Here is a 22,816-nt window from a genome sequence, read left to right on the forward strand (position 1 = left end):
GTGCGGCGGTGCGGCCGTGACGTACCGCGCGTCACGGCCGCACCCCGGGGTCCGCGTCAGCCGGTCCCCCCGGCGAGCACCTTCACGATCTTGATCTTCCCGTTGGACTCCGGGGGGATCTCCTCGACCCGGCGGACCGTCACGTCGAAGTCGGGCACCGCGCTCTGCACCGCCCGCAGGATCCGCCCGGTCACCGAGGCGTCCGAGCCCGGCGCGAGCACCGTGTGGACGGTGACCTGGGCGGGTCGCTCCTGCACCAGTTGCATGCGGGCGACCTCGGGGAAGTCCTGCACCTTGTACGTGAGGAAGTCGGCGTAGAACTCACGGCCGTCCCGGCCCCGGAACCGGTCCTGGCTGCGGCCCTGCACCCGCTCGACGACCGGGGTGCGGCGCCCGCAGCCGCACGTGTCCGGACCCACCGTCACCCGGTCGCCGAGCCGGTAGCGGATCAACGGCATCGCCTCGCTGTGCAGCCGGGTCACCAGGATCTCGCCCTCCACCCGGCGGCCGCCGTCGGCGAGCACGGCGGTGCCGTCCTCCTGCTCCAGCTCGACCACCACGTCGGCGGAGCGCAGGTGCAGCGCGCCGCGGCGGCAGGTGCGGGCCACCGTGAACACCTCGACGGAGGCGTACACCTCGTGGAACCGGGCGCCCAGGTGGCCGAGCACCCGGGCCCGCGCGGTCGGCGTGAGCCGCTCGCCGCCGAACAGCACGTGGTGCACGCCCCGGTGGCGCCTCCCCCGCCGCTCCAACTCCTCGACCACGGAGGCGATCACGTTGGGGAAACCCACCAGGAACGTGGGGCGGGCCGCGAGGAACGCCTCGACCTGCTCGTCCAGGGTCCTGCTCGTGTCGATGTGGAAGGTGCGCAGCAGGCCGAACCGCTCCAGCGGGTGGCGCAGGAACGGAGTGACCCGGAAGTACGCCATCCGGTCCCAGGGCCGCAGCCCCGACGCGAGCATGTCGTACAGGTACGAGGCGCGCAGGTACCCCAGGTCCCGCTCCGAGTTGCGGATGGTGACCGGGACGCCGGACGAGCCGCTGGTGGTGCCCGCCTTGGTGTTCCGGGTGGTGAACCCCTCGGCGAGCATCCGCTCGGGGGCGCTGTCGTGGAACTCGGTCCGGTCGAGCACCGGCAGGGCCGGCAGGTCCTCGGGCCCCCGGAAGGCGGCCGCCGTGCCCGGTGCGATCAGCTCCCGGTAGCGCGGCACGTGCGCCTGGGCGTGCCGTACCAGGCGCACCAGGAGCCGCCGCTGCTCGACGGCGAGCCGGGCGGGGTCGGCCCGCTCCAGGCGGTGGGCGCGGACCAGGCTGCGCAGCACGGGGCCCAGGCGCATGACGGGAGAGAGGGACGAGGGCGTCGAGGGCGTCGAGGACGTCGAGGACGTCGGGGTCACCGTGGCCTCCGGACGGTTCGCAGGACGGGGCCGCCGTGGCGGGGGCAGCGCTCCGGACGGAACGCCCCGCCGCCCTCCGGCTCGGCGTGGACGAAGGTGGGGCGGCGGCGCTTCAGCAGGGTGAGCACGGTCCTGCCGTCCAGGGTGCGGGCGTGCACCCGGGCCGTGTCGAGGTGCAGCTCGCCGCAGTCGACGGCCACCGCGCCCAGGTAGCCGAGCCACGGCTCGTACCAGAGGGAGCCCGGGACCGGCCGGGCGCCGGCCGCCGCCAGGCCGAACCGTGCCACGGCCACCACACCGTCCGGCCACGGGCCGTCCGCCCACCCCGGGTCGCCGACCACGAGCGCGGGCCCGTCGGGCAGCGCCCGCGGTCCCGGCCGGCCGTCGGTCTCGGCGGTGGCGTCCAGCAGCACCCGCCAGGTGGTCCCGTACGCCCGCACCGGGTCGCGCAGCGCCCGCGTCACCTCGTACACGTCGACGCCCCGGACGGGGTGCCCGGCGATCCGGAGCGCCTCGCGCAGCTCGGCGACGTGTGCGCGGGGCGGGCGGCCGGGGTCCCGGCGCGGCAGCAGCGCCGCGTCGAGCGGCATCAGCAGGTGCCGCCGCAGCCGCGCCTCGTCGCGGGTCAGCGGCGGCAGCGTCCCGGTGGCGGCGTACCGCTCGCGGTAGTGCGGCACCGTGCGCAGGGCGCGGTGCACGGTGCGGTCGTACGGCTGGGCGACGCGCATCTCAGCAGGGGGTGTTCTGGTCGTGGACGAGCAGCCACTCCTCGCCGCTGCGGGCGAAGACCAGGCTGAGCAGGTGGCGCAGCGCGTACGGCCGGCCCTCCGCGTCCAGGTCCCGGTAGTCGACCGCGAGGACCGCGACGGCGGTGTCCGCCAGCTCCAGGGTGCGGACGGTCTCCGTCGTCATGCTCCAGTCGGGGTCCTGGAACCAGCCCTCGTGGAAGGACCGGACCTCGTCGATCCCGGTGACCGTCTTGCCGTTGGGGAGGATGAGCGTGGCGTCGGGGTGCACGGTGCGCACGTAGCCGTCCAGGTCGCGGTCGCGGATCGCGGCGAGGTGACGGTCCAGCGCGGTGGTGAAGTCCATGGTGCTCTTTCTCGTTCGTCGGTTGTCCGGACGTCCCGCGGGTGCGGGGTACGGAGCGCAGGAAGCGGTGGTGCGGGTCAGAACGGGGCCGCCACGGCGTACCGGGCGACGGCGGCCGCGCCGAACGACTCCTTGAGCCGGGCCATGCCGGGGCCGAGTTCGAGGGCGGGCACCCGGAGGGCGATCATCCGGTCGATCTCCCGGAGGTACAGGTCGAAGTAGAGGTCCCGGGCGCCGTCCGAGCCGGTCACCGTCGTCGCCCAGCCGCCCGGCGTCCGGAGGACCAGGTCGAAGGAGACGGGCAGGCCGGAACCCCGGTCCAGGTGGGCGACGTAGAAGGCGCCCGGATGCGCGTTGAGCCGTTCGAAGTAGACCGGGAGCAGGGGCACGACGCCGGCCGGTCGCCCGGTGTGCTTCATCCGGGTCAGCTGGTCGAGCCGCCCCGCCCGTACCGGGTCGATCGCCGGGAGACCGGTCCCGACCGTCAGCCCGGCGTCGTCGTCGATCCGTTGCCGCAGCGCCGTCAGGCGGCGGCGCCTGGCACGCGGCAGCCCGGCGAGGTAGGCGTCCGTCGACTTCCAGCGGTTGCGCAGGACCATGACGGGCGCGGTGGGGCGGGTGAGCCGCAGCGGACCGCCGAGCACCTCCAGTTCCCGGGCCTCGGCGTCCAGGTGCAGCACGCCCAGGCAGCGCGGCCCGAGCCGGCGGCGCAGGGCCCGTTCGAAGGCACGGGTCGCGGCGCGCCGGTCGCCGGGGGCGAGCCCGGGGGCGTACAGCCGTCCCGCGCTGAAGCTGTTCGGCAGGTGGACCTGGAACCAGCCCGGCGTCAGGGCCCGCCCCGCGGGCCGGTACCGCCGCAGCACGGGCCGCACCCCGAGCCGCCCGCAGAACGCGGCCACCGGTTCGCCCGCGTCCCGCACCAGGCCGCCGTACACGGGCCGCAGGCCGCCCAGCGCGGCCGCCTCGAGCAGCGCCCCGTCCCACGGCGCGGGGCCCCCGGCGGCGTGGACGAAGGCGTCCCAGCCGTCGGGCGCGGGCCCGCCGTCGGGCGTGAAGATCTCAACTCGCACGGACCGCGTCCTCCTGTCGCACGGCCTCCTGTGGCACGGCCTCCTGCGGTACGGCCTCCTGCGGTACGGCCTCCTGCGTCACGGAAGCGGACACGGACGCGGGCTGGTGCGGGGCGGGGGGTCCGGCGGACGCGAACAGCCCCGTCCACAGCGGTCGTTCGCCCCGGTCGCGGAAGGCGGTCAGCGCGTCGGCGACGGCCCGTGGGGTGAGGGCGTCGACGAGCGTGTCGAGCCGGGGGCCGCGCTCCGTGCCGAACAGCGCCCGGTAGATCTCCCGGAACTCCGCGGCGGTGCGGTCCGCGCGGGGCGCGCCGGGACCGGTGTGCGTCCTCAGCTGTTCGATGAGCACGTCCACGGCGGGGCCCGGCGCCGCGGCCGGGCCGGCCTCCCCCCAGTAGCGGCCGGCCCCGTGCGTGGCGAGCCAGGCACCCGCGTGGGCGACCCGCTCGGCCAGCAACTCCCGGTCGCAGTCGCCGTGCCGGCGCGCCAGGTGGGCCAGCGCCGCATCCGGGTCGCCGCCGTGGGCGTACAGCGCTCCGACGACGGAGCGCATCCGGGGCAGGGCGGCGCGCGGCGCCGGGTCCTCGTCGCTCAGCAGCTCCCACAGCACCCGGGCCCGCGCGTCACCGGGCACCGTCCGCAGGAACCGGTCGAACGCGTCGTACGCGCCGAAGAACACGTCCGCGCCGAACCCGATCCGCAGGTCGGACAGGCAGTTGCGGCGCGCGTACAGCCACAGGACCATCGGCGCGGGATGGACCGCGAGCAGGTCGCGCACGTACGGCCCGTCGCCGCTCGACCCGGAGATCTTGCCCGTGCCGCGCTCGCCGCGCACCAGGCCGTAGGGGACGATGACCGGCTGCGCCAGGCCCAGGTACCCGTCGTACACCGGCCGGGTGCGGTCCATGGTGCTGCCCGCGCTGCAGTGGTCCTGGCCGGCCGGTTCGCAGTCGATGCCCTCGTGGGCGACCCGCAGCGTCCAGTCCAGGGCCCAGGACGGTTTGACGTGCTCCGGTTCGGTCACGGTGAGCCGTGCGCCGCAGGACCGGCAGTGGTAGTGCGCCGACGCGGCGCCCAGCCGGTGGATCTCGGTGGTGCCGCGGCCGCACTGCAGGCAGTACACCGCGAACAGGTCCCGGCCGTCCGCCTTGCCGAGCAGTTCGGCGAGCCGCCCCGCGTCACGCTGGTAGCGGCGCTGGATCTCCCGGTAGACGCCGGCCCGGTAGCGCTCGTACTGGTAGTGCGTCTCCCACGCGCCGCCCGGCGGCATCCGGCCGTCCGCGTCGGCCCCGTCGGGCAGGATGCCCGTCGCCCGCAGCTCGGCGAGGTAGGCCCGGCAGATCCGGGTGGCCCGCTCCCGGTGCGCGGCGAGCGGCCGGCCGCCCTGACCGGCCAGCTCCGGGTCCCGGGCCGCCTGGCTCTCCCGCACCGGGTCGTAGTCGTCGAAGCTGAGCAGGATCGCGGACCGGCGGCCCATCCGGGCCAGCGCCCGGTGCACCAGGTGGGCGCAGACGGTGTCCCGGAAGTTCCCGACGTGGAAGTAGCCGGTCGGCGACATGCTGGTCTGGATCAGGATGCGGTGGTGCGGCGGATGCCGGTCGGCGAGCCGCCGCGCGTAGTCGAGCGCCCAGTGCGGCGCGGTACGGTCCTGCGCGTGGAGGTCGCGACGGCGGGCCGCGCCCTCGGCGACCGCGTTCCGCCCCCGCACCCGTCGTGTCCTTGGCATGGCGCCAGTAGAACGCGGCCCCCGATAAACGGCCTATACGCCCGGCCTGGTCCGGCACCCGGGCCTATACGTCCGACCCGGCGGCCGGGCCTGTATGCCCGACCCGGCGCCCGGGCCCGTACGCCCGGCCCGGGGTCAGGCCAGCCAGCCGTTGTCCCGGGCGATGCGCAGCGCGTCGACGCGGTTGCGGGCGCCGAGCTTGTTCACGATCGTGGTGAGGTAGTTGCGCACCGTGCCCACGGAGAGGCTGGTGGTGGCGGCGATCTGGGTGGTGTCGGCTCCCTCCGCCACCCGGGCGAGCACCTCGACCTCCCGCTCGGTGAGGGGGCTGTCACCGATCTCCCAAGCGGCCATGGCCAGTTCGGGATCGATGACCCGACGGCCCGCGCCGACCCGGCGCACGCCGCCGAGCAGCTCCTCGGGTGAGGCGTCCTTCGGCAGGAATCCGGCCACCTGCGCGTCCAGGGCCCGCCGCAGCGTGCCGGGCCGCGCCATGCCGGTGAGGATCAGCGTGCGGCACCCGGGCGCCCGGTCCCGCAGCACCGCGGCGGCGGCGATCCCGTCCATCCCCGGCATGTCGATGTCGAGGATCGCGGTGTCCGCCCCGGTGCGGAGCACCGCGGGCAGCACCTCGCTCCCGCTGCCGACCTGCGCCGCGACCTCCATGTCCGGTTCCAGATCGAGCAGCGCGGCGAGCGCCACCCGGATCATGTGCATGTCTTCGGCCAACACGATCCGCTGCACGGATTCCCCCTCCCGTCGCATGGCTCCCCCTTCTTCCCGGGCCCCGCGCCCTGTCTACCACCACGTCGGCGGGCCTGCCGGGCCCGTATAGCTCAGTGATAGCGGGCCGGGCGAAGCTCCCCCGGGTAAGCCGCAGCAGCCGTGAACGCGCCAAAACGCGAACGCGGCAGAACGGGGGAGTCATGCTCAGGGGACCCGAGGCCACGGCCACCGTCGTGACCGATCCGCGCCGCATCGTCGTACGCGAGCGGCTGCGTTTCGCCCAGGACCTGCACGATCTGCTCGGCCCGCGCCTGTCGGCGATCACCCTCCAGTGCGAGCTGGCGCACCGTCACCTGGACGGCCGCCCGGACACCGCACGCGACCAGTTGGCGCAGGCGCTCTCGGGACTGCGCGACATCCTCGAGGAGGCGCGGCGGGTGGCCCACGGCTACCACTGCCTCTCCCTGGAGACGGAACTCGCCTCGAACCGGGAGCTGCTCGAGTCGGCGGGCGTCGAGACCGAGGTCACGCTGCCGGGCGCGGTGCTGCCCGCCCCGCTCCAGACGGTCCTCGCCACCACCGTCCGGGAGGCCGTCGCCAACGTCCTCAAGCACAGCCGCGCCCGCCGCTGCCGCCTCGCGGTCGAGACCGGGAACGGGGCGGTGCGCCTGACCGTCACCAACGACGGCGTCCCCCGCACCGCCCCGCCGGCCGCCGCCGGCCTGGGCCTGCGCAGCCTGACCGAGCGCGTCACGGCGGTGGGCGGCAGCCTGCGCCACACCCGGATCCCCCCCGCCCACCACCTCCTCGAGGCCCGCCTCCCCCTGCCGTGACCCGCGGGGCGGCCCGGAGGCCGCGCCGCCCCGAAAAGGTCCGGACAGCGGAAAGGCCCGGGGCTCTGGCTTGGACCTTCGTGGAACTGGTGACGAGAATCGAACTCGCGCTTTTAGCTTGGGAAGCTGCGAGCATTCGCGGCGGGTCTGGGCTCTGACCTGGGCGAACCGTCGGGGCGTGGCCCTGTCGGGCTCGGCTGCTTTCACCGTGATTCCCGCTGTTCCCGCTCCATCTGGTGCGGTTGTGGTGCAGCCGTGGAACCGACGATCTTGAAAACCGTCGTGGCAGCGATGTCACCGTGAGTTAAAAACCCACCGCCTCCACTTGATCAGCAGTCAGAACGACCCCTACCCTGGGTATTTGGTCGGGGCCGTGCTCATGTCTGGCTACTGTGAATGCCCGGTTTTCCCCGTGATTTCCCGCCCGATCGGGCACGGCTGGGGCACGTACAGCCCGCTGGCACGCAACTGCATGTGCGTCGACTGCGCTACAGCTTGGCTGACGCTGCTGAGAACGAGGCTGTCGCTATGCGTCGCTACTGGCTGCCCTCGTTGACCGAAGTTCGGGCGTCCTCAACTACTGTTGTTGGGTAGGATCCTGTCGACGTATGCCGACCCCGGGGGGACTCCATGATCGAGATAGCTGCTGCCTTAATCGGCGGGGTATGCCTACTAGGCGGCGCTTTGATCACTGCTCGGTGGACACGCTCACGATCCAGCGGTAACCAGGACCCTGCCCCTTCGTCTCCTGGCGGCAACACGCAGCCGGACGATGGCACCACCGTGTCCCACCCCCCTCGTAGCGCACGGTCGGGCGGCATCACCGTCAACGGGCAGTTCATTGAGACAAACAATGGCACCGTGTCGCAGAACAACTACCGAGATGGCAAGCGGTGAAGCTTCCGGCCACTAATAACGCGGGATGGCTCGGAATCGCTTACTACGCGTTCGGTGCCGTTTTGGCCATTCTTTTCACGTTGGCTGGCATCGAGGCAATCAATGAGTACTTCCCCTATGTGTTGCCATCTCTCGAATGGTTTATCGGGCGTCTGGTGCGTCTATCCTCTGATGAGTACGTCGGGGCTTTTGTGCGAGACCGACTACTTGTCTTTGCCGTTATCGGTGTGGTCTTCGTCCTGTGGGTCACGCACAGATGGCCCACCTTGGTCAAGACGATCGGTCAGGCGCTGAACCCGTTCGCGCGTGTCGGAGTAGCTACTGTCTCGGCTGTTGCTGCGGTCTTGATCGCACTCATACTGGCTGGTCCGCTTGGGCAGTCCAAGAGTGAAGGCGAGTGCGCTTCATCCTTTCACCTGAGCCTGGACCGCGCGCCCTCGCTGGTGAGCAATACGTCCTGTGAAGGAGGGAAGCATGGCCGGGACGGCAATTGATCAGTATATTCAGACTAACAATGGCAGCGTGTTTCAGACGATCATTAACAATGAGTCGATCGACGAGGTGACCAAGCAAAACGTACGAAAACTGGCGGTTGCCTCCCCTCAGATGCTGGCCAAGATCGATGAAATGTTGAAGGAATCTGGTGACGCGAAGGCGGCTGCCGCGCTTGTGCGGGATGCGAGTGACATCCTGTCCGGGAAGGGAGACTTGGCGACCCAGTTCACAGACGCGGGTGATGACCCCATGTTTCCCGGAAAGGGCGAACGAGAGCTCCGTAAGGCGATTGCTAGTCCATTTCTCCTTCTCGTCGTGATCGTCGCCCTGATCCTCTGGTTGTGAACGGGCCCGATAGCCACTCAGCCTCACCCACCACCCACCCCAGCTCCCATCCCGTCTGCCTGGGTCGATGGCAGGCGGGATGGGGGCTCCCCGCGCACGCCACTACTCCGGCCGCACCCGCAAGTGGCGCTCCCGGCATCTCGGAGCCTGAGCGCCCCCGCTGGAGGCATACTCTGAGCGTTGGCGCACTCCGCGGATCTCGACTCAGGTCACAGGCCCGGCCCACACACGGGCGCGCGTCGGCGCAGCCCGCCGGAGTGGAGCGCAGCTGGGGCTTAATGTCAAAGGGCAGCTACTGAATTCAGTAGCTGCCCTTTTGCCTGGTGCCCCCGGCAGGGTTCGAACCTGCGACACCCGCTTTAGGAGAGAGGCTGGGCGATCTCGGGCCTGAGCTGCGGCTTCGCCGGCCGGGGAAGCGGGCGGCTACTCGACCGCGAGGCACCGGCGTTGACCGTGGCTGACCCCTGCATCTGGCACGGTTGTGGCACGAACCTCAGCCGACGACAGTCAGCCACGACGGCGGGTGCGCCGGCCGATCAGGCGCGCGTGTGCCTCGCTGCACCCCCACCGGCCTCAGCCACGGTGCTGGCTTGTGCTGTCGACCGGAGCAAGCCACGATGGCCGACCCCGCAACGACGGTGCATAAGCCTTCATCTGGGCGGTTGCTCAGCGAACGGAATGTTCAACGCATAGGTGAGCCCTGTGTGAAGAATCCAGGGTCCACGGCGATCGAAGGCCGCAGTATTCCTCCTGTGATAGAACTGAACATATCCACTATTTGACCGGTAATTTCCGATGGCCCCCTGTAGGAAAAGGTACTCCCCGAAATCACCCAGAGAGATGATGTCGGAAATTTTCGCCTCCCCCATCGCTTGTTCGAGCGACGCCTTGTCAAAAATCCTCGATGGTAGAGCAGCCAATACCTGCTCTAGTCTCTTAGTGGCGTCAGGGGGAAGGAGGCCAAACGATTCCGACTTTATTTCGTGCAGAAGATGGTTCTGGGCAAAATTATCAGCTCCAGCGCGCACCTGTTCGCCGGTTAGAGGTCGATATGTGTTGGCTCTCGATCTGATACTCTTGAAGAGTTCGGTCATATCGCGCGGGGTGTACCGGGTGAAGTCGAGAATGTATCGAGCGGTTGAGATTCGCCTCTGGCCACTCGCGACTTCTACGAATGCAGGCAGGAGGTCAAACAACTGCTCCGTCTCAATCTCGGCCTTACGTGCAAGGTATTCCCATAGGAGGACATTGCGAAAATCTTGAAGTTCGGCACCCCATTCCATATTAATTCCGCTATCGGCCGCAATTTTGGGGGCATCGGCAAAATCTACGCGCCTAAATACATCGCTCCTGCACATCACCATCAGGTATACGTTGCGATTCCCTGCGGTCAGCAACTTTCGTGAGATCTTTTCCCCTACGCGGATCAGTGCTGCCAAGGTGCGCCAGTAGGCATCATTTTCACCGATTGCCTTATCTAGGCCATCGACAGCTAGGAGGTGCCTATTCGGTGTCTTGGCCCGCGAGATCAAATTGATGATTGCGTCGCCGAGTTGTCCCGGACTGGCAAGATCAGTTTCTCTCGATGTGACGTCGAGATAGGCAACTGGGACCTTGACTCCGCCTTTCCTTTCCCGGACTCTTCTGAGGACCTGGGGGTAGTCATCGGATGCTAGGCCCGCAGCGCGCAGATCGGCAATGAATTTAACGACCTGAGGATCGCGGCTAAGTGAACATGAATTATCGCTGATCAAAGAATCCAGGAGTCGGATTCCGATAAATAGCTTCCAGGCGGCATCGGTTAGGGTTGAGACTTCATCTGAGACCAATTTCTTGTCGATTGAAGGGAGTGGGCTCTGTGTGCGGTTCAGTTCATCGAAGTCGACGAGCTGAAAAAAGACCGACTCTTTGCCGAATCGACGTTCCCAGTCGTATTTAATGTAGTATGCTGCGGCGCTTTTGCCCGAGCCCTTTGGTCCCAGGATGAGGAACTTCTCATGCTCCTCGATCTCCTCGGAGAGATTCCATCTGTCGAGATATGTCCTCAAGAAACGCTCTGGGTTCGCAGGGGCCTCAGATTCAGCCGCCGCTTTGCCGAAGTACAGGCGGGTGATGTCAACACTCATATCAGCTTCCCCCCAAGGTTGTTGACGCTGGAGACAGTCTTCCACTGGTGCGAGTCTGGCGCATCATCTTCGGCGCATTTGCTTCAGCGTCGACGGCCTTCTGTCTGGGGTGAGAAGCCATGGAACTGGCCGCCCTGGCCGCGACGTACCTTTTCTCTCGTGGCGAACGACTGATTGCTGTGTGCGCGGCACGGGCGGCGGCCGGGTTGGAGCGGGACAGAGGCAGGAGCGCAGGCCCGGCCGCCGGCTGGGCCGCGCGCGGTGAGCGGAGCGAGCCGCCTTGAACCCGTGAGGAAGGTTGTAACTCAGTCGGTGGATGGGGTGTTGTGGCACAGGTATCGGGCACTTTCCGCCCAGGTCGTCAGGCGCCCTGTCGAGCCGCGAGCGCAGGGATGGCAGCGATCTTCTCTGCCGTGAGGGCCGGCCAGTCGATCCCTGAGGGGCGGTGGGGGTTCGGGCAGGTGAGGGTCTCGTCGGGGGTCACGATCAGGTCGACGCTGACGTCGTGCTCAGTGGTGGGGATCGGGGTGTCGGTCACCTGGAGGGCGTGGACGGTGGTGACGACGATGGTCTCCGATGTCACCAGACCGGCCTCGGTGAGCAGGGCGAACTCGATGTCGGAGTAGCCGGCGCCCTTGCCGATGCGGGCGCCGTCGCGGTTGACGGCGACGCTGCCGAGGATGATCAGGTCCAGCGGTCGTAGGGCATCGACCTCGACGGTGGGGGCGATGGCGGCAGCGGTGCGGCTGGCTGCGGCCTCGGCGGGTGGGACGGTGAGGGAGGCCGGGTCGAGGAGGTAGAAGGGCTTGGGGGTGGCCAACCTCGGCACCGCCATGTAGACGGTTTTGCCCTCCTCCAGGGCCCGTGCCCAGACCGGGAGTTGAGCCTTGTCAGGTACGGCTTTGACGACGCTCGCACGCTGCCAGGCCGGGAGTGTCGCGAGTCGGGCCGCGGCTTGTTCGGCGCCCTTGAAGTGGGGGATGCGGCCGTGGACGGAGGGGTCGTGGACGGCGTCCGCGGCAGTCAGGGCGTCCCACACCTGCGTGCGTACCGCCTGCTTGGCGCGGTCCAGGGAGTCGGCTGCCACCGGTATCTCCTTCTCTCTCCTACGCTGCCGTCATCAGGCCGAGCAGTCTGTCGTGGACCTCCGCGACGAGGGGTTCTTGTCGCCAGGCGTCGCTTGGCCTCACGGTCAAGCGGCGGAGTGGCGGGAGGGGACTTCGGCATGTGGATCCCCGTAGTGATCGGAGACCCAGGTGTCAACGGTGATCGTCAGTTTTAGACCGTGGTGCGGGGCTTGAAGTCGTGCGCGCAGGCCGGAAGCTCAATGTCCTTTCGGTGTGCGAGCGGCAGGAAGACCACGGGGCGTATCGTCCAGGTGATGCGGGTGTTGGCGTGGGTGATCGTCATGGTGCAGGGCTCGCCTTGCAGCAGGGATCGGCGCGTTTCCAAGCGGTCCTCGTACAGCCACGTCCATGCCTCATCCGAAGCGTCGGCGTCGAGTGCCGGTGAGATCGTGCGGAGGGTGACCGCGACCCATCGGTCGGCCTGGGCCGCCGAGTAGGCGTCGAAGGAGGCCAGGAGTACCGGCCGCTCCGTTTCGCCTCCGGTGGCTGTGGTCCAGCACTCGCACCAGTAGCCCCGTCGGGTCTTGCCGGTACCGGTAGCGGCATTGCTCGACGCCACGGGCAGCCCTGAGACCTCTGCTGGATGAGTGTCGACGGGCGGTCCATCGGGATGTGCGGCGCGTACCGCAAGCGTTCGCGACGTACGAGGTGATGTGGACGGCACAGTCAGCTCCCCACCAGCGGAGCAGAGGTTTTCGTCTCCGGCGAGGTGAACAGCGGGATCTCGGCCCAGCACCGCTTGCCGGTGAGGGTCGGCTCGGTACCGTGCCGGTCGGCGAGGGCGGAGACGAGGAGCAGGCCACGTCCGGTCTCGCTGTCGTCGTCCGGTAGGCCGGGCCGGGGGAGCAGCGGGCTGGAGTCGCAGACCTCGATGCGTAGGACGGTGCCGGTGAGCCGGGCGGTCAGAAGGAGTCGACCGGCACCGGCGTGCTGCACCGCGTTCGTCAGCAGTTCGCTGATCACCAAGGTCGCGGCGTGCTCCACCTCATCGTCCAGTTCCGCGTTCCAGCGCCGTATCCCGTCCACGGCCCGGTGCCGCGCGGCGGAGACCGCGTCGGTGGTGGCCGGGAGCGATAGAGCGAGCTGGTGCGATGCCATGGAGCCCTTCCTTGCGTGAGCGGCGTCGGTGGTGTCGCTCCAAGGAACCAGTCGGCCGGTGTCCCCGTTCGGGGCGAGTGCCGTCGCCGCATGGGGTATGCAGAAGCTGCATCGAGGCGACACCGGTCTGGCTCGAGCTCCGTTGGGCAGGCAGGATCGGCAGCGGCGGAAGGGGCCGTGGCAGATGGCCGAAGCATGCGACGAGGCAAGGCGGATCGGTGAAGTGATCCGCCGAGCACGGGTGTTGCAACGGCGCTCGCAGGGAGACGTCGCTGCCGCGCTCGGTTATCACCAGTCCAAGATGAGCCGCCTGGAGAGTGGCCGTGGCGCGGAGGACGTTCGCGTTCTCCGGACTGTTGCACGAGAACTCGGCATTCCTCCCGAGCAGTTTGGACTTGCGGCCACGCCTGACGTCCCCGCCACTGATCCCGGAGCAGAGGACATGCACCGTCGTACGTTCCTTGCCGCAGGCGCCGCGGCTTTCGTGCCTCCCGCCGACTCGGTCACCGTCCGTGCTGAACTCGTCCGAGCGCTCCTTCCCGGGCGGCCTCCGGCAGTTGCCAACGCGCCGCTTGACCCGGCTGTTCTGCGTGACCGGCTCGGCGTGGCCCGCAGGCTCTTCCACACCTGTGACTACACGGCACTGGAACGCACGCTCCCCGGCCTGATCGCCGACCTCCGGCAGGCCACAGGGAGTGCGAGAGCCACGGATGCCTTCTCGCCCCTGCTCGCCACGGCGTACCAGACCGCTACCAGTCTGCTGCTCAAGCAACACGATCAAGGGACCGCCTGGCTCGCCGCCGGTCGTGCCATGGCCGAGGCCGAGCGCTCCGGCGACCCGCTGATCCTCGCCTCGAGTGTCCGCGTACAGACCCACGTCCTGACCCGTGAGAAGCACACCGCCCAGGCCGTCGCGCTCGTGCGTCACACCGCCGACCAACTCACCGGTTCCTACGACCGTCGCTCCCCGGAGTACCTCGCCGCTCTCGGACTGCTGCTTCTGAGAGGCGTGACCGCGGCCAGCGGTGGGGGCGACCGTGCCGCCACGGAGGACTTCCTCTCCGAGGCGAAGGAGGTGGCACGGTACGTCTCCCTCGACCGGCCCGACGCCTGGGCCAACTTCGATTCCACCAACGTGGCCCTGCACGAGGTCAGCGCACTGGTGGCGCTCGGCGACGCCGGCCTGGCGCTCAAAGCGGCCCACCCGCTCATGCGCCGTCGCATTCCCGTCCCGGAGCGCCGGGCCGCGCTGTGGCTGGAGGTGGCCCGGGCACACAGCCGGCAGGGACGCCTGGCCGACGGTTACCGGGCCCTGCGGATCGCCGAGACGTGCGCCGCGCAGGACGTCCGCCGTCCCGCCGTCCGCGAGCTGGTCGCGGACATGATGGCTCGCGACCGTCGCCGTAGTCTGCCCGGACTGCACGAGTTCAGCCGCCGACTGGGAGTACCCGCGTGACCGATCCGACAGCCACGGTGAAGAAGCCCTTCCTGTACGTCGTCGTCTGCGCGTGCGGTGTCGCCGCCGACGTCGGCAGGCTGATCACCGCCGCGCTGCAACGTGACTGGGGCGTCGGCGTCGTCGCCACCCCGCAGGGGCTCACCTTCCTGGACGTCGCGGCCGTCCAGGAGCAGACCGGCCATCCGGTCCGATCCGCCTGGCGCGCACCGGGCGAGGCCCGCCCCCTGCCGCCCGCCGACGCCATCGCCGTCGCCCCCGCCAGCTTCAACACGATCAACAAGTGGGCCGCGGGCATCTCCGACACCCTGGCTCTGGGCATCCTGTGCGAGGCGTACGGCATGGGTGTGCCCACTGCCGTTCTGCCCTATCTGAACGCCGCCCAGGCGGCCCACCCCGCCTACGCACGGAGTCTGGAGGTGCTGCGTGAGATGAACGTCATGATCGGCACCTACGAGCCCCACAGGCCGAAGGCCGGCGGCGGGGCGGACCGCTTCCGGTGGGAGGAGGCCCTGGACCTCCTGGAGCCCCGGCTCGGTCGGCGGGCATGACGCGGCCCCGACGAGTGATGAGGTGGTGCGCATCCGGTGCGCTTCTGGCACGCGACGAGTGATCACCGCCCACAACAACAAGGCCCAGGTCTCTGACCTGGGCCTTGTTCGTGGAGCGGGTGACGAGAATCGAACTCGCGCTCTCAGCTTGGGAAGCTGATGTTCTACCATTAAACTACACCCGCGTAACTCTCCGTGACCCCGATGCGATCGGTGTCCGGACGCTCGCTCACTCTACCTCATGCCAGGCCCCCGGTGTCCAAGCCCGGGGGCCTGATGGCATTTCAGGGATGGAAGCGGCTGCGGGGGGCAGAAGTTGGGGCGTACGGTGGGGGTGCGGAAGAGGGGTCGGGCGGGTGCGGAGTGCCGCCTGGAGAGCCGTTCCTTTGATCCCGTAATGTGGCTTTTGTCGTCAGGGCAGCAAGCCAGACGCGGCTCTTGGGGAAGGACTCTGGGACTTGATGGAGCGCACCGTCGTCCGCTGTGCCGATGGGCACGTGTTCACCGCCGCCTCGTTCCCGATGCAGCAGGCCGAGCGACTCGGCCCCGGTCGGCTTCTGAGGTGTCCGCGCTGTGCGCGGCTTCGCAGTGTCGTGCCGGTGGCCCTCCAGAAGCGGTAACGCGAGGGGCACGGGAGACCGGGAGAGACTGAGGGCGTGGGCGCGCGGGACGGCGATTGTCGCCGGTCCGCGCGCCTTGCGTATTCTCGGGACGTGCTTCTCTCAGACAAGGACCTCCGGGCCGAGATCGACGCCGGGCGGGTGCGCATCGATCCCTTCGACGATTCCATGGTGCAGCCGTCCAGCATCGACGTGCGTCTCGACCGCTTCTTCCGGGTGTTCGAGAATCACCGGTACCCCCACATCGACCCCTCCGTCGAGCAGCCGGAGCTGACCCGGCTCGTGGAGCCCGAGGGGGACGAACCGTTCATCCTGCATCCCGGGGAGTTCGTGCTGGCCAGCACGTTCGAGGTCATCACGCTGCCCGACGACCTCGCCTCCCGGTTGGAGGGGAAGAGCTCGCTGGGGCGGCTCGGACTCGTCACCCACTCCACCGCCGGGTTCATCGACCCCGGGTTCTCCGGGCACGTGACCCTCGAGCTCAGCAACCTCGCGACCCTGCCGATCAAGCTGTGGCCCGGCATGAAGATCGGCCAGCTGTGCATGTTCCGGCTCAGCTCGCCCGCCGAGGCCCCGTACGGCAGTGAGCGGTACGGGTCCCGGTACCAGGGGCAGCGCGGGCCCACCGCCTCGCGGGCCTACCTCAACTTCCACCGGACGCAGGTGTGAGCGGCGTGAGTGCGGGCGGCGACGTGCGGGAGAACCTGAGCTACGAGCAGTTCGGGGTGGCGGTGCGCGAGCTCGCGCAGGCCATCGCCGACGACGGGTACCGGCCGGACATAGTGCTGAGCATCGCGCGCGGCGGCGTCTTCGTCGCCGGCGGGCTCGCCTACGCGCTCGACTGCAAGAACATCCACCTGGTGAACGTCGAGTTCTACACGGGGGTGGGGACCACGCTCGAGATGCCGGTCATGCTCGCGCCCGTGCCCAACGCCATCGACTTCACCGACAAGAAGGTGCTGATCGCGGACGACGTCGCCGACACCGGCAAGACGCTCAAGCTGGTGCGCGACTTCTGCCTCGACGCCGTCGCCGAGGTGCGCAGCGCCGTCGTCTACGAGAAGACGCAGTCGCTGGTGAAGTGCGAGTACGTCTGGAAGCGGACCGATGCGTGGATCAACTTCCCGTGGAGCGTCCTGCCTCCGGTGCACGGGTCGGGGGAAGAGAGCAGGCCGAACAAAGAGGCTCTGTAGCGGGCTCGCCCGCGGTCGGCACCGCACGGTGACCCCGTGAGGGTCGGCGCCGCCGGCCGTGGGGCGCCGTTCCCGTCGGTCCCTCGTCCGTGTCACTCGTCTGCCCCGTCGGGGGCGACGGCGGGCAGCCGTCCACCGAGGCTGGGACCTGACGGAAGCGCGGCGCGCAGCCTGGTCAGGAGGAGCCGACCGCGCGGATGGGGTCGCGGCGCGGCAGGCGCGCGCCGCTGAGGAAATGCGAAGGTGCCTCCGCATGCAACACCACGCCGCGACGGTGCCGGGGGCTGCCTGGCCGGCCAGGTGGGCGGGAGCCCTGCTGTGCCTCGCGGTGGCCGCCGTCCACGTCGTGGACCAGGGCGGCATCACGGTGACGAGGGACCCCTACTACATCGGCGTCGCCTACCACGTCCTGGAGATCGCGGCAGTGGTCGCCGCCGTGCTGCTCCTCACCGGCCCCGTCCGGCTCGGATGGCTGCTGGCGATCGGGGTCGCCGCCGGCCCTGTGCTGGGCTACGTCCTCTCCAGGGGGCCGGGGTTGCCCTACTACAGCGACGACATCGGCAACTGGACGGAACCGCTCGGGCTGGCCAGCCTGGCCGTCGAAGGAGCCCTGCTCCTGCTGTCGGTGCCGCTCTTCGTGCGGAGCCTGCGCCGCAGGACCTACTGAAGCTGCGCCGAGCAGCTCGTACGCGCCGGTGTACGAACGGCCTGGGCGCCGAGGGCCGCGTCTGCTCGGCCTCCGCCCGGGTCGGCGGCGGACGGGACGGGAGCACCCCCACGCACGCCCCTACGGGCCCGCGGTCGGCGACGGGCCCCCGCCGTCCCGGTGCCGGCCGTTCCCCCGCTGGAGGCATCGCCCTGACCGCAGGCCGCTCCATGCGGTGATCGGCTCAGGGCCACCGGCCCTGTCCGCGTGGGGGCGTCCGTGCGCGGCTCGGTCAGAGCGTGCCCAGCTTCACGAGGGACAGCAGGGCGAGGAGCTGGATCGCGGACGCGCCCAGCGCCTTCGGCCAGGGCAGGTCGTGGGAGCGGCCGACCATCATGGTCAGGAGCGCGCCGCCCGCGACCCAGGTGGCCCAGCCGACGATCTGGACGAAGGTGGCGTCGCCGCTCGCGAACATCGCGAGGATCAGCCGGGGGGCGTCCGTGAGGGACGCGATCAGCATGGACAGGGCGACCGTGGGCTGCCAGGCCCCGTTGCCGCCGAGCTGGCGGGCCAGGGTGTGGGTGACCGCGCCCAGGATGAGGAAGCTGATCACCATGGCCACGGCCGTCATCAGGACGATCGGTATGAGGTTGGTGAGGGTGGCGCTGATCGCCTCCTCGCGGGCGCCGTCGAAGCCGAAGACCGCGAGCAGGCCGTAGAGGAAGGTGACGACGAGGGCGGGGCCCCACATCGTGTAGTCGCGCATCTGGAGGAAGGTGCGGTCGGGCGCGGTGACGATGCCCTTCAGCAGGTCCTTCCAGCCCAGGCGGGGGCCGACCGGGGCGGCGGGGAGGGGCTCGCCCTGGAGGTAGGGGTCTTCGTTGACCCGGAAGGCCTGGGTGTGGCCCGGGTTGTTGGCCGCGTACGGGTCGTGCGGGGCGTGGGCGCCGGGAGGGTACGCGCCGCCGTCGCCGAAGTACTCGGGCTCGCCGTGGCCGCCGGTCCCGGGGCCGTAGTGGCCTCCGTGGCCGCCGGGTCCGCCCGGGCCGCGGTTCGCCTGCGGCCAGGGGCTGCCGCCCCCGTGGCCGCCTCTGCCGTGGGGCGGCTGCTGGGGCGGGTACGGCTGAGGCGCCGCGTGCGGGGAGCCGTACGACGGCCCCGGCGGCATCTGCTGTCCGTACGGGGGGTGTTGCGGTCGCGCGTGAGGAGCGCCGTTGTTGTCCCGGCCGCGTCCGATCCTGAATCCAGCCACGTTGTTGAACGTACCTGGTCCTGGAGGGCCGCGTGCCGGGCCCCGGGCTTCGGATCCGGCATTGCGGCCGAGCTGTGACATCCCCTAAGGGGTGGGTGGCCGCGGCCGTCCGTCCTGCGGAGGGGGCCGACGGCCCGGGTCCTCCGCAGGGCGGACGGAGGAGGTCGGGGCCGGTGCCGTTCGGGTCCGGGACGGTTCGGCCGTCCGGGGCATCCGGTGACGGGGGAGACGGGGCAGACGGGGCGTACGGGCCGCCGGGCGCGGTCCTGCGGGGCACGGTCTCCCGCGCGTCGGACGACGGGGCGGACGACGGGTCGGATGAGGGCCGGACGACGAGTCGGACGAGGACTGGACGGCGCACCGGGCGGCGCACGTCCGGACGTGGCGGCTGCCGGGCGGGCAGGGCCCTGCCCGCTCGCCGGTTCCCCCGCGGGCCGGCCCGCGGTGACCGCAGCGGCCGCGGACCACAGGGCCGCGGATCGCGGCACCCGCAGACCCCAGCCCCCGCGAACGACGGCCCCCGCGAACGACGGCCCCCGCGAACGACGGCGCCCCGTCACCGGCCGGGGCCGGGACGGGGCGCTGGGAGGGTGCCGTGAGGGGCCGGGGCGGTTACTTCACCGGCTCGGGCTCCGGGGCGCTCTCGCTCTCCGCCTCGCCCGCCGGGTCGGCCGGCGTCTTGACGGACTCCAGCAGCAGCTGGGCCACGTCGACGACCTGGATGGACTCCTTGGCCTTGCCGTCGTTCTTCTTGCCGTTGACCGAGTCGGTCAGCATGACCAGGCAGAACGGGCAGGCGGTGGAGACGATGTCCGGGTTGAGGGCGAGGGCCTCGTCGACGCGCTCTTCGTTGATGCGCTTGCCGATCCGCTCCTCCATCCACATCCGGGCGCCGCCGGCGCCGCAGCAGAAGCCGCGCTCCTTGTGGCGGTGCATCTCCTCGTTGCGCAGGCCCGGGACCTTGCCGATGATCTCGCGCGGCGGCGTGTAGATCTTGTTGTGGCGGCCCAGGTAGCACGGGTCGTGGTAGGTGATGATGCCCTCGACCGGGGTGACCGGGATCAGCTTGCCCTCGTCGACGAGGTGCTGGAGCAGCTGGGTGTGGTGGATGACCTCGTAGTCGCCGCCGAGCTGCGGGTACTCGTTGCCGAGCGTGTTGAGGCAGTGCGGGCAGGTGGCGACGATCTTCTTCGCCGACTTCGGCTTGCGCGACTCCTCGGTGACCTTGCCGTCGTCGTCCATCTCCTCGCCGAACGCGGCGTTCAGCGCCATGACGTTCTCCATGCCGAGCTCCTGGAACAGGGGCTCGTTGCCGAGGCGGCGGGCGGAGTCGCCGGTGCACTTCTCGTCGCCGCCCATGATCGCGAACTTGACGCCCGCGATGTGCAGCAGCTCGGCGAAGGCCTTGGTGGTCTTCTTGGCGCGGTCCTCCAGGGCGCCGGCGCAGCCGACCCAGTACAGGTACTCGACCTCGGACAGGTCCTCGATGTCCTTGCCGACGACCGGGACCTCGAAGTCGACCTCCTTGAGCCACTCCAGGCGCTGCTTCTTCGCCAGGCCCCAGGGGTTGCCCTTCTTCTCCAGGTTCTTGAGCATCGTGCCCGCCTCGGACGGGAACGCCGACTCGATCATGACCTGGTAGCGGCGCATGTCGACGATGTGGTCGACGTGCTCGATGTCCACCGGGCACTGCTCGACGCAGGCGCCGCAGGTGGTGCAGGACCACAGGACGTCCGGGTCGATGACGCCGTTCTCCTCGAGGGTGCCGATCAGCGGGCGCTCGGCCTCGGCGAGAGCGGCGGCGGGGACGTCCTTGAGCTGCTCCTCGGACGCCTTCTCCTCGCCCTCCATGGTCTTGCCGCCGCCGGCCAGCAGGTAGGGGGCCTTGGCGTGCGCGTGGTCGCGCAGGCTCATGATCAGCAGCTTCGGGGAGAGCGGCTTGCCGGTGTTCCAGGCGGGGCACTGCGACTGGCAGCGGCCGCACTCGGTGCAGGTGGAGAAGTCCAGCAGGCCCTTCCAGGAGAACTGCTCGACCTGGGAGACGCCGAAGACGTCGTCGTCACCGGGGTCGGTGAAGTCGATCGGCTTGCCGCCCGAGGTCATGGGCTGCAGGGCGCCGAGGGCGGTGCCGCCGTCCGCCTCGCGCTTGAACCAGATGTTCGGGAAGGCCAGGAAGCGGTGCCAGGCCACGCCCATGTTGGTCCTCAGCGAGACCACGATCATCCAGATGAACGAGGTGCTGATCTTGATCATCGCGAACAGGTAGACCAGGTTCTGCAGCGTGGTGGTGCTCAGCCCGTCGAAGGCGAGGACCAGGGGGTACGAGGCGAAGTACGACGCCTGGTAGCCGTCCACGTGGTGCAGGGCGCCCTCCAGGCCGCGCAGCACGTAGATGGCGAGGCCGATGGTGAGGATGACGGCCTCGACGAAGTACGCCTCGCCGGACTTGGAGCCCGCGAAGCGGGACTTGCGCCCGGGGCGGGAGGGCAGGTTGAGCAGCCGGATCGCGATGAGCACGGCGATGCCGATCACCGTCATCACGCCGATGAACTCGATGTACATCTCGAACGGCAGGAAGCCGCCGATCACCGGCAGCGTCCAGTCGGCCTGGAAGAGCTGTCCGAAGGCCTGGGCGAGGGTCGGCGGCAGCGTCAGGAAGCCGACGGCCACGAACCAGTGGGCGATGCCGACGATGCCCCACCGGTTCATGCGGGTGTGGCCGAGGAACTCCTTCACCAGGGTCACACTGCGCTGGTAGGGGTTGTCGGTCCGGGTACCGGCCGGGACCGGCTGGCCCAGCTTGAAGTACCGGACGAACTGGCCGATCGCGCGTGCGAGCAGCGCAACGCCGACCACGGTCAGGACCAGCGACACGATGATCGCGGCGAGTTGCATGGGGGCTCCTCGGGCCTGCGAGGGGTTTCGTCGGGGCTCCCGTAGGACTCCCCGAAATTACTAAGCGGTAACTTATGCAGTCCGTTCGAGAGTACCCCTATCCTCGGCCGCACTGTAGCCGGGCGCGGGGTGATCTGAGTCGCTGAGGGTTGCCTGAGGTGGCGCCCCGGATCCGATCGTGTTATTCACGCTCAATCGGTACATACGCCCCTAACTTATATCCGTGCTCTACGGGATCGCTGCCGCCACCACTGCCCTGCTCCTCGCCGCCCTGCTCACGGAGCTGCTCCGGCCCCCCGCCCTGCGCCTCGGCCTCCTGGACCGCAGGCGTCGGCGGGCGGTACCGCTGTCCGGGGGAGCGGCCGTCGCGTCGGCCACCGTCCTGGTCGCGGCCGCCGGGGACGCCACGGGCGTCGCGCCGCTCGGCGCCGGGATCGGGACGCTGCTGGTCGCCGGGGCCTGTGTCGGCGCGCTCGGGCTGGCCGTGGACGTGTGGCGGCTGAAGTGGTGGGTCCCGCTCGCCGGTACGACCGCGGCGGCGGCGGTGGTGGTGCCGTTCGAGGAGACCGGGGTGCCGGGCGGGCTGCTCGCCGTGGGGTGGGTCGCGGGTCTCACCGCCGCCTTCCGGGGGCTCGACCACGCGGACGGGCTGGCCGGCACGGTGGGGGTGGTGACCGCCTTCGGGGCGGCGGTCTGCGCGGCGGCCGAGCTGATGGACGGGATCATGGTGCTGCTGAGCGTGCTGGCCGCCGCGCTGGCCGGGTTCCTCGTCCACAACCGGCATCCCGCGCGGGCCGGTCTCGGTGCCTGCGGCTCGCTGTTCACGGGGTTCGTGCTCGCCTCGGCGGTGGTGTTCGTACGGGCCGGGCACGGAATGGGCGCGAGCGCCGGGGTGTTGTTCGCGCTGACCGCCGTGGCGTGCGCCGACGTCGCGCTCGTGGTCCTCGCGCGGTGGCCGGCCCGGCGGCCCCTGGCGTGCGGGGGGCCGGACCACCTCGGGCACCGGCTGCGTAGGCTCGGAGTCGCCCCGCGCGCGGTGACCGTCCTGCTGGGCACCGGGGCGCTGGGCGGGGTGGTCGCCGGGGTGTGCGCGCACACCGGGTGGGCATCCGGGGGCGTGGTGCTGTGGGCGGCGGCGGTGGCCGTGGTGGTCGTGCTGGCGCTGGCGCGGGTTTCCGTCACCCCTGTTTTACCGCCCCGTCAACGATCTTCGACCGCGTCCGTGCAGGTCAGCCAGCGGTTGCGTGTAGAGAATAGATAAGAGTTGAGTC

21 protein-coding genes and 2 tRNA genes are annotated in these 22,816 nt (G+C 70.0%); 9 read left to right on the plus strand and 14 right to left on the minus strand.

Translation table 11 applies throughout. The annotated features are described in order from the left end of the window. Positions 1-56: 56 nt before the first annotated feature. The 6 genes from CP969_RS20710 to CP969_RS20735 form a co-directional block, all read right to left on the minus strand. The gene (locus CP969_RS20710) at positions 57-1,337 is read right to left on the minus strand and encodes a phenylacetate--CoA ligase family protein (protein WP_016825358.1); all 1,281 of its coding nucleotides are present in this window, start codon (positions 1,335-1,337) and stop codon (positions 57-59) included. Positions 1,338-1,393: 56 nt separating this feature from the next. Next, positions 1,394-2,125 (minus strand): hypothetical protein, encoded by a 732-nt coding sequence (locus tag CP969_RS20715; protein WP_016825357.1) that lies wholly within the window; start codon positions 2,123-2,125, stop codon positions 1,394-1,396. A 1-nt stretch (position 2,126) separates the two neighbouring features. Further along, entirely contained in the window at positions 2,127-2,489 is a 363-nt protein-coding gene (locus CP969_RS20720) for a YybH family protein (RefSeq protein WP_004985546.1), read from the minus strand. A 77-nt stretch (positions 2,490-2,566) separates the two neighbouring features. Further along, a complete protein-coding gene (locus CP969_RS20725) occupies positions 2,567-3,559 on the minus strand; it encodes a GNAT family N-acetyltransferase (RefSeq protein WP_016825356.1) in 993 nt (330 codons plus the stop codon). After that, entirely contained in the window at positions 3,549-5,285 is a 1,737-nt protein-coding gene (locus CP969_RS20730) for a nucleotidyl transferase family protein (protein ID WP_223887091.1), read from the minus strand. Before CP969_RS20730 ends, CP969_RS20725 begins: the two co-directional genes overlap by 11 nt. A 135-nt stretch (positions 5,286-5,420) precedes the next feature. Then, entirely contained in the window at positions 5,421-6,029 is a 609-nt protein-coding gene (locus tag CP969_RS20735; RefSeq protein ID WP_004985542.1) for a response regulator transcription factor, read from the minus strand. 182 nt (positions 6,030-6,211) lie between these two features. Between CP969_RS20735 and CP969_RS20740 the strand changes: the two genes are divergently transcribed. The 3 genes from CP969_RS20740 (at position 6,212) to CP969_RS20750 (ending at position 8,581) form a co-directional block, all read left to right on the plus strand. Further along, entirely contained in the window at positions 6,212-6,844 is a 633-nt protein-coding gene (locus tag CP969_RS20740; protein WP_004985541.1) for a sensor histidine kinase, read from the plus strand. Positions 6,845-7,737: 893 nt separating this feature from the next. Continuing rightward, on the plus strand, positions 7,738-8,235 hold the full coding sequence (locus CP969_RS20745) for a hypothetical protein (protein WP_144055261.1): 498 nt from the start codon (positions 7,738-7,740) through the stop codon (positions 8,233-8,235). Continuing rightward, a complete protein-coding gene (locus tag CP969_RS20750; RefSeq protein ID WP_016825353.1) occupies positions 8,216-8,581 on the plus strand; it encodes a hypothetical protein in 366 nt (121 codons plus the stop codon). Before CP969_RS20745 ends, CP969_RS20750 begins: the two co-directional genes overlap by 20 nt. Before the next feature lie 321 nt (positions 8,582-8,902). Here the strand turns inward: CP969_RS20750 and CP969_RS20755 are convergent. The 5 genes from CP969_RS20755 to CP969_RS20775 all read right to left on the minus strand — a co-directional run bounded on the left by CP969_RS20755 (position 8,903) and on the right by CP969_RS20775 (position 12,932). Then, positions 8,903-8,980: transfer RNA gene (locus CP969_RS20755), tRNA-Arg, on the minus strand. Between the two features lie 251 nt (positions 8,981-9,231). Next, positions 9,232-10,707: a P-loop ATPase, Sll1717 family gene (locus tag CP969_RS20760; RefSeq protein WP_144055260.1), complete on the minus strand. Its 1,476-nt coding sequence runs from the start codon at positions 10,705-10,707 to the stop codon at positions 9,232-9,234. A gap of 361 nt (positions 10,708-11,068) precedes the next feature. Beyond that, the gene (locus CP969_RS20765) at positions 11,069-11,794 is read right to left on the minus strand and encodes a 5-formyltetrahydrofolate cyclo-ligase (RefSeq protein WP_016825352.1); all 726 of its coding nucleotides are present in this window, start codon (positions 11,792-11,794) and stop codon (positions 11,069-11,071) included. A gap of 191 nt (positions 11,795-11,985) precedes the next feature. Then, positions 11,986-12,393: a hypothetical protein gene (locus CP969_RS20770; RefSeq protein ID WP_016825351.1), complete on the minus strand. Its 408-nt coding sequence runs from the start codon at positions 12,391-12,393 to the stop codon at positions 11,986-11,988. A gap of 107 nt (positions 12,394-12,500) precedes the next feature. Further along, complete coding sequence (locus tag CP969_RS20775; RefSeq protein WP_016825350.1) at positions 12,501-12,932, minus strand: ATP-binding protein; 432 nt, start codon at positions 12,930-12,932, stop codon at positions 12,501-12,503. Between the two features lie 184 nt (positions 12,933-13,116). Here CP969_RS20775 and CP969_RS20780 point away from each other — a divergent pair, with 184 nt between their 5' ends. Together CP969_RS20780 and CP969_RS20785 are read left to right on the plus strand one after the other, a co-directional pair. Then, a complete protein-coding gene (locus CP969_RS20780; protein ID WP_026085014.1) occupies positions 13,117-14,388 on the plus strand; it encodes a helix-turn-helix domain-containing protein in 1,272 nt (423 codons plus the stop codon). Beyond that, positions 14,385-14,939 (plus strand): flavoprotein, encoded by a 555-nt coding sequence (locus CP969_RS20785; protein ID WP_016825348.1) that lies wholly within the window; start codon positions 14,385-14,387, stop codon positions 14,937-14,939. The genes CP969_RS20780 and CP969_RS20785 overlap by 4 nt, the downstream gene beginning before the upstream one ends. Before the next feature lie 111 nt (positions 14,940-15,050). Here CP969_RS20785 and CP969_RS20790 read toward each other — a convergent pair. Next, positions 15,051-15,124, minus strand: a tRNA-Gly gene (locus tag CP969_RS20790). A gap of 528 nt (positions 15,125-15,652) precedes the next feature. On the opposite strand from CP969_RS20790, the gene dcd reads away from it, so the two are divergent. From dcd to CP969_RS20805, 3 genes are all read left to right on the plus strand, one after another. After that, entirely contained in the window at positions 15,653-16,228 is a 576-nt protein-coding gene (dcd, locus tag CP969_RS20795; protein WP_004985507.1) for a dCTP deaminase, read from the plus strand. Between the two features lie 5 nt (positions 16,229-16,233). Further along, on the plus strand, positions 16,234-16,752 hold the full coding sequence (locus CP969_RS20800; protein ID WP_039831567.1) for a phosphoribosyltransferase: 519 nt from the start codon (positions 16,234-16,236) through the stop codon (positions 16,750-16,752). A 253-nt stretch (positions 16,753-17,005) separates the two neighbouring features. Next, complete coding sequence (locus CP969_RS20805; RefSeq protein ID WP_016825345.1) at positions 17,006-17,419, plus strand: hypothetical protein; 414 nt, start codon at positions 17,006-17,008, stop codon at positions 17,417-17,419. Positions 17,420-17,690: 271 nt separating this feature from the next. Here CP969_RS20805 and CP969_RS20810 read toward each other — a convergent pair whose 3' ends face one another. Both CP969_RS20810 and CP969_RS20815 read right to left on the minus strand, forming a co-directional pair. After that, positions 17,691-18,731: a Yip1 family protein gene (locus tag CP969_RS20810; RefSeq protein ID WP_063744517.1), complete on the minus strand. Its 1,041-nt coding sequence runs from the start codon at positions 18,729-18,731 to the stop codon at positions 17,691-17,693. A gap of 531 nt (positions 18,732-19,262) precedes the next feature. Next, entirely contained in the window at positions 19,263-21,545 is a 2,283-nt protein-coding gene (locus CP969_RS20815) for a (Fe-S)-binding protein (RefSeq protein ID WP_016825343.1), read from the minus strand. A 223-nt stretch (positions 21,546-21,768) separates the two neighbouring features. On the opposite strand from CP969_RS20815, the gene CP969_RS20820 reads away from it, so the two are divergent. Continuing rightward, a complete protein-coding gene (locus CP969_RS20820) occupies positions 21,769-22,806 on the plus strand; it encodes an MraY family glycosyltransferase (RefSeq protein WP_016825342.1) in 1,038 nt (345 codons plus the stop codon). Positions 22,807-22,816: the final 10 nt, after the last annotated feature.

The sequence above is a fragment of the Streptomyces viridosporus T7A genome, assembly GCF_008704515.1.
Classification (GTDB): Bacteria; Actinomycetota; Actinomycetes; order Streptomycetales; family Streptomycetaceae; genus Streptomyces; species Streptomyces viridosporus.

Coding starts and splice junctions, on each gene's coding strand:
- CP969_RS20710 (WP_016825358.1), bottom strand. CDS start 1,337: ATGCGCCTGGGCCCCGTGCTGCGCAGCCTGGTCCGCGCCCACCGCCTG.
- CP969_RS20715 (WP_016825357.1), bottom strand. CDS start 2,125: ATGCGCGTCGCCCAGCCGTACGACCGCACCGTGCACCGCGCCCTGCGC.
- CP969_RS20720 (WP_004985546.1), bottom strand. CDS start 2,489: ATGGACTTCACCACCGCGCTGGACCGTCACCTCGCCGCGATCCGCGAC.
- CP969_RS20730 (WP_223887091.1), bottom strand. CDS start 5,285: ATGCCAAGGACACGACGGGTGCGGGGGCGGAACGCGGTCGCCGAGGGC.
- CP969_RS20740 (WP_004985541.1), top strand. CDS start 6,212: ATGCTCAGGGGACCCGAGGCCACGGCCACCGTCGTGACCGATCCGCGC.
- CP969_RS20750 (WP_016825353.1), top strand. CDS start 8,216: ATGGCCGGGACGGCAATTGATCAGTATATTCAGACTAACAATGGCAGC.
- CP969_RS20760 (WP_144055260.1), bottom strand. CDS start 10,707: ATGAGTGTTGACATCACCCGCCTGTACTTCGGCAAAGCGGCGGCTGAA.
- CP969_RS20775 (WP_016825350.1), bottom strand. CDS start 12,932: ATGGCATCGCACCAGCTCGCTCTATCGCTCCCGGCCACCACCGACGCG.
- CP969_RS20780 (WP_026085014.1), top strand. CDS start 13,117: ATGGCCGAAGCATGCGACGAGGCAAGGCGGATCGGTGAAGTGATCCGC.
- CP969_RS20805 (WP_016825345.1), top strand. CDS start 17,006: ATGCAACACCACGCCGCGACGGTGCCGGGGGCTGCCTGGCCGGCCAGG.
- CP969_RS20810 (WP_063744517.1), bottom strand. CDS start 18,731: ATGTCACAGCTCGGCCGCAATGCCGGATCCGAAGCCCGGGGCCCGGCA.
- CP969_RS20815 (WP_016825343.1), bottom strand. CDS start 21,545: ATGCAACTCGCCGCGATCATCGTGTCGCTGGTCCTGACCGTGGTCGGC.